Source organism: Methylorubrum zatmanii (genome assembly GCF_014845115.1).
Taxonomy (GTDB): domain Bacteria; phylum Pseudomonadota; class Alphaproteobacteria; order Rhizobiales; family Beijerinckiaceae; genus Methylobacterium; species Methylobacterium zatmanii.
Genome location: NZ_NKUI01000069.1, coordinates 1 through 5580, shown reverse-complemented (window position 1 = coordinate 5580; position 5580 = coordinate 1). Strand labels below are relative to the sequence as shown.

Here is a 5580-nt window from a genome sequence, read left to right as displayed (position 1 = left end):
GTTTTGTCCCACGCTCTAAAATTTGTATCGTCGGCATCGGTCTCGGGAAAAAGAAAGCAGCGCATGCCGAGGGAAGAAATCTTTCGCATCTTCGTGCCGCGATCTCGGGTGGGAACAGGATCACTCGGATGCGAAAACGCTCCTGAATTTATTCAATAAGCCGCTTATTTTCCAGTGCGCTATGTGTGAAGTTTATCCGAAAATCCGTCAAATGACAAATTGTGCCTTATGCTATCCGGCATATCGTTTCGACCGAAAAGATATGCGCGAGCATCTGGGTGGATGGAATGAACATCCTCAGCGAGGGCCGCGAGCCCGGTTCGGGCCTCGTTTGTTTCTACGGAAAGCGCGTGGCTCGATGTTAGTTGGCGATAGAATGTCGCCGTTGTTTCGCTTGCGCGATGCATGCGGAGGTTCAAACCTCGCGAAACTCGAAATCCGGTTCTGGCGGTCCGCTTCCCAGGAACCGGCCGGTGTCGGGGCGGCGTGTCAGGGGCGGGTCGCGATCCAGACGACATGGCGCGGGCCGCTCGATCCACTGGCCGGCAGGCGCACCTCCTCGACGGTGAAGCCGAGGCGCTGAAGCCGTGCCTTGAATTTCCGGTCCGGCGAGCCGGACCACACACCCAATGTACCGCCGGGCTTCAGGGCCCATTCCGCGCGCTTCAGGCCCCACTCGTCGTAGAGGCGGTTATTCGCCTTCCGCATCAGGCCTTCCGGGCCGTTATCCACGTCGAGCAGGATGGCATCCCACCCGCCTGCTTCCGACTGGATCAGGCGGTTCACGTCGGTCTCGCGCAGTTCGACCCGCGGATCGTCCAGGCTCCCGTCGAAGAGCGGGGCGAGCGGCCCCCGCGCCCAGGCCGCCACCGCCGGCACCAGCTCGGCGACCACGACCCGTGCATCCGGCCCGAGGTTCCGCAGCGCTGCCCGGAGCGTGAATCCCATTCCGAGGCCGCCGATCAGTACGCGGGCGGCTGGCCGATGGGACAGGCGCGCGCAGGTGAGGGAAGCCAAGGCCTCCTCCGAGCTGCCGCGCGTGCTGTTCATCAACTCGATGGTGCCGACGACGATCGAGAATTCGCTCCCGCGCTGCATCAGGGCGAGGTTCTTGCCGCCACCGGGCACGAGGCCGGTATCGAGATGGACCCAGGCGTTCATCGAATCCTTTCCGGAGCGAACTCCGAGTTCCAAGCCGAGGCAGCGATAAGACGGCACCGGTTCGAGAGCGGGGCCGAACACCGTCCTTTCGTTGTCGCCGGATGGAGAGCGGCCCGACGTGCATCGCCGTGTCAGGCCGGGGCTCAGGATCGCCTATGGCAACAGGCCGACCGCGTCCAGCCGAGCCGAGCATGGTCGAGGCGGGCTCTCGATGGCGACGAGACTCAAAGAGTGCCCGCGACACGCTCGATCTCATCGCAGGCGGCCTCGGCACCCCGATCGGCCGCCATGCGTGCAGCGGCTGCCGCGCGGGCGGCCGCCATGCCGGGTGAGCCGAGCATCCTCTCGATCGCCCGCTGCGCCCGCCCCGGTGTGAAGGCACGCTGCCGCAGCATGGTTCCGATGTTCAGGCGAGCGAGGCGGCGGCCGTCATCGAAGTGATTGAAGGCGACGGGCACGACCATCTGCGCCACGCCCGCCGCCAGCGCCTGAGCCACGGTTCCGATGCCGCCGTGATGGATCAGGGCGGCGCTGCGCGGGAGAAGCAGGCTGAGTGGCGCGTAGCGGAGATGGATGATGTCGGCCGGCAGGTTCGCCGGGACCTGTCCCTCTTCCCGGGCCAGCAGCACGCCCCGGCGACCCATCCGCCGGCAGATCTCGACGGCGACCGCGAAGAAGTGGGCGCTCCGGCGCATGCCCGAGCCGTAGGTGAACACCAGCGGCGGCGGTCCGGCATCGAGAAAGGCCCGCAGTTCCGGGGCGAGATCCTCCGCGTCGCCCAGTTGGTCGGCCATGGGGAAGCCGACCTGCACCGCCTGTTCCGGCCAGTCCAGCTGCGGCGGCACGTACCAGGCGGGAAACATGAGGATCATCCGCGAGGGGCTGTTCCACCAGAAGCGCAGCCGTTTCACCGCCGGCAGATCTGCACGCGAACGAAGGGCGTTGAGGTGAGGCAGAGCAGCCGGGTCGATCACGAAGCGGTCCGCGCCCCGGCCGAGCCAGTGGCGCAGGCGGGAAGGTAACAGGGCCTGGACCGGTATGCCCGGCAGCCAGGGGGCCGCGCTGCGGCTCTCGATCAGGTAGGGCGTGACATGGACCGTGATGACCGGCACCCCGTGCTGGTCCTGGGCGAGGCGGGCGCCGAGCGCGTTCGGCGAGGCCACGACGAGGCAGGGTGCCTCCGCCGCCTTCGCCGCGATCCACCGGGCGGTCCTGTCCGCGACACCCACGGTCATCTCGAAGAGCGGGGCGATGCCGCGCCGGGGATGCCAGAGATCCGACGCGATCAGGGCCCGGTCGTACTCGGCTTGGCTGCAGATGGGGTCGAAGCCGAGACCCGCCCGTTCCGCGGAAAGCCTGAACGGCTCGGGGGCGTGGAGGGACACACGGTGTCCTCGCTGTGTCAGGCACTGTCCTAGGGCCAGAAAAGGCAGTACGTCGCCGTGGGTGCCGAGCGCAGTCAGGAGAAAATGCAAGGATTAACCCGCAACGATCATGCGTATCGAATAATTTTGAATGGGTATCTTAGGCATGATTGGGGCAAAGGCATAGTCAAGTTCGCGCGAGGGGGCGGCGCTGCTTCTTCTGAAATGGCTCCATGCCCTGCCGGCGGCGCGTTGTCTCGCCGCGAGCACTCGTTCCAAATCCGGTTTATCCCTTCGGGGCGGCGGATTTGGGCTTCGCTCAGGCGCTGCGCGGGCTTGCCGATACGGAACCCGCTCCGATCAAGCGGATCCCGTGTCGTTCGGGTTATCGCGCGGGCCATCGCTGCATTGCCCGTTGAACGCGCGGAATCTGGGAGGCGCAGGCTCGCGGCGCGCCCGGAGCGGATCGCTCGGTGCTGCGCTGACATGGCGTGGAGGAGGGAATCGGGCGTGCTGAGAACCCGTCACAGGCTCAGAGTAAGGTCACAGGCGATAGCCTGAAGACACTCTGTAAAACGCCATCGATGTTATTGAAGATATATGGTGCTGCGAGAGAGGATTGAACTCTCGACCTCCTCATTACCAATGAGGTGCTCTACCACTGAGCTACCGCAGCGCGGTGTCGGGGGGCAGTGCCGCCGCCGAACTGAGCGTGGGATTAGCGGATCGCTTTCCGCTTTGCAACGCTCAACCCACCAACAAAATGCAGGAAAATCGCGAGCCGTGTTCGGCGTGACGATTTGTTGACGGATCACGGGGCCGTCGCTATAGAGCGGCCTCCACGTCCGGCCGCACCTCTGCGCCCGGCCGTTTCGCCTTTGCTTATCATCAGGCTGCGCTGACCGATACCGGATCGTCCGGGCTAGGGTCGCTGCCGCCCCGACCAGACGAGGATGCCCATGGCCAACACCGTGTCGGCCAAGAAGATGACCCGTAAGATCGTCAAGCGTACGGCGATCAACCGCTCGCGCCGCTCCCGCATGCGCACCTTCGTCCGCAAGGTCGAGGAGGCTATCGCTTCCGGTGACCAGGGTCAGGCTCTCGCCGCCCTGCGTGCCGCCGAGCCGGAGATCATGCGTGCAGCTCAGCATGGCATCGTTCACAAGAACAACGCCTCGCGGAAGGTCTCCCGCCTCTCCGCCCGCGTGAAGGCGATCGCCGCCTAAGTCGCGGAACTAACCTTGGCCCTCTCGATGAGAGGGTCTTGAGATGACGAAGATCCATCGAGCCCGGTCTCAAAGCCGGGCTTTTTTCATGCCTGCTTCTGCCGGTGGCTGAGAGATTTTCTCGCCGCAAGGCATATCGCGGGGGCTCGTGGCTTCCGGAAAAGGCCGAGGCTGACAGCGTCCCCGCCCCCGGTCTGCGGTTGTGCACCGGCCCGTGCCGTTTCTCCACAGATCGCGCCGCGTTATCCCGAATCGCCTCTTGCCGCGACCGCTGCGGACCCTTGGTGACGGTTCGTTAACCATCCGGGAAGTGTTGCCCGTTGCGTGCTGCCGGATCGAGCGTGTAACTTAACAAAACGTTGTCGATCGGGAGGCCCTGCAAGATGAGCACCGGGGACCCCCGAGTCGTCCCCAAGTTGCGGACATCCCTTCGACTCTTTCGCCCCAGGCTGACGACTCGGGGGCAGCGCCGACGTTTTCCCCGATCGTCCCGCTGTTAGGAGAACGATAGAGGATTGTTGATACACAGCCATCTTTAGCGATGGGCGTCGGCGTTTCTCTTGACAGCGCCGGAACCATTCCAGGCTCCGCCTGCCCTCGAGTCGGGCGTTGCCTTCTCTCGTGTGGCGTATGCGTACGCATCCTCTCCGGTCGCCCGGCTGGGGATGCGAGGAGACACGGTGATGCACCTCGACGGCAGCATGGCGGACGGCGATGGCGGAAACGGCAGGGGGGGCGTCGATGTCCCCGCCGCCTGGACGCGGGTGAAGCGGCGGCTGCGGGCGGAGCTCGGCGAGGACGTCTTCGCGAGCTGGTTTGCTCGCCTCGAACTGGAAGAGGTGACGGGCGGCGTGGCCCGGCTCACCGTGCCGACCCGCTTTCTCAAGAGCTGGATCGAATCGCATTATCTCGACCGGGTGCTGACCACCTTCCGGGCCGAGGCCGAGAGCGTGACGCGCATCGAGGTCGGTGTGAGGGGGGCCTCCACCCCGGCCCGGCCCGCTCCCGGCGGCCAGGCGAAGCCGAATCCGATCAGTGGGCCGCTCAACCGGCTCCATGCCACGGCGACCCCGGCCGCGCTCCAGGGACCCGGCCCGATGGTCGAGGCCGAGGTCGCGGCCCCCCGGGGCGAATCGGGCGCCGTGGACCTCAACGGCGCGCCGCTCGATGCGCGGCTCACTTTCGCGAGCTTCGTCGTCGGCCGCTCGAACGCCCTGGCACATGCCGCCGCCGAGCGGGTCGCCCGCAGCGATGGCGAGGGCGCGCTCTATAACCCTCTCTATGTCCATGCGGGTGTCGGCCTCGGCAAGACGCACCTGCTTCACGCCGCCGGCCATGCCGCCCGCGAGGCCGGTCGCCGGGTGATCTACCTCACCGCCGACCGCTTCATGTACGGCTTCGTCAACGCCCTGAAGACGCAGAACGCCCTGGCCTTCAAGGAGCGGCTGCGGGCGATCGATCTCCTGATCCTCGATGACGTGCAGTTCATCCAGGGCAAGTCGATCCAGACCGAGTTCGGCCACACCCTCAATGCGCTGATCGATTCGGGGCGTCAGGTCGTGGTCGCCTCCGACCGGCCGCCGACCGAGCTCGAAGCCCTCGACGAGCGAGTGCGCTCGCGATTGGCCGGCGGACTGGTGGTGGAGATCGGCGGTCTCGACGAGGGTCTGCGCGCCTCGATCCTGTCCGCCCGCCTGGAGGCGGTGCGTCACAGCCACCCCAACTTCGAGGTGTCGCCCGCCGTCTCCGCCTACGTCGCCCGGGCGATCACCGCCAATGGCCGCGATCTCGAAGGTGCGGTGAACCGGCTGCTGGCCCATGCCACGCTC

At 66.1% G+C, this 5580-nt stretch carries 4 protein-coding genes and 1 tRNA gene; 2 read left to right on the top strand and 3 right to left on the bottom strand.

The features are described 5' to 3' along the window. Nucleotides 1-489: 489 nt before the first annotated feature. From MZTS_RS09680 to MZTS_RS09670, 3 genes are all read right to left on the bottom strand, one after another. Nucleotides 490-1161 (bottom strand): spermidine synthase, encoded by a 672-nt coding sequence (locus tag MZTS_RS09680; RefSeq protein WP_009866484.1) that lies wholly within the window; start codon nucleotides 1159-1161, stop codon nucleotides 490-492. Nucleotides 1162-1385: 224 nt separating this feature from the next. After that, entirely contained in the window at nucleotides 1386-2636 is a 1251-nt protein-coding gene (locus MZTS_RS09675; protein ID WP_192283555.1) for a glycosyltransferase, read from the bottom strand. Between the two features lie 490 nt (nucleotides 2637-3126). Continuing rightward, a tRNA-Thr gene (locus tag MZTS_RS09670) sits at nucleotides 3127-3201 on the bottom strand. A gap of 283 nt (nucleotides 3202-3484) precedes the next feature. On the opposite strand from MZTS_RS09670, the gene rpsT reads away from it, so the two are divergent. Both rpsT and MZTS_RS09660 read left to right on the top strand, forming a co-directional pair. Next, on the top strand, nucleotides 3485-3751 hold the full coding sequence (rpsT, locus tag MZTS_RS09665) for a 30S ribosomal protein S20 (protein WP_192283553.1): 267 nt from the start codon (nucleotides 3485-3487) through the stop codon (nucleotides 3749-3751). A 683-nt stretch (nucleotides 3752-4434) separates the two neighbouring features. Beyond that, the coding region (locus MZTS_RS09660; protein ID WP_192283557.1) for a chromosomal replication initiator protein DnaA at nucleotides 4435-5580 on the top strand (1146 nt) is incomplete at its 3' end.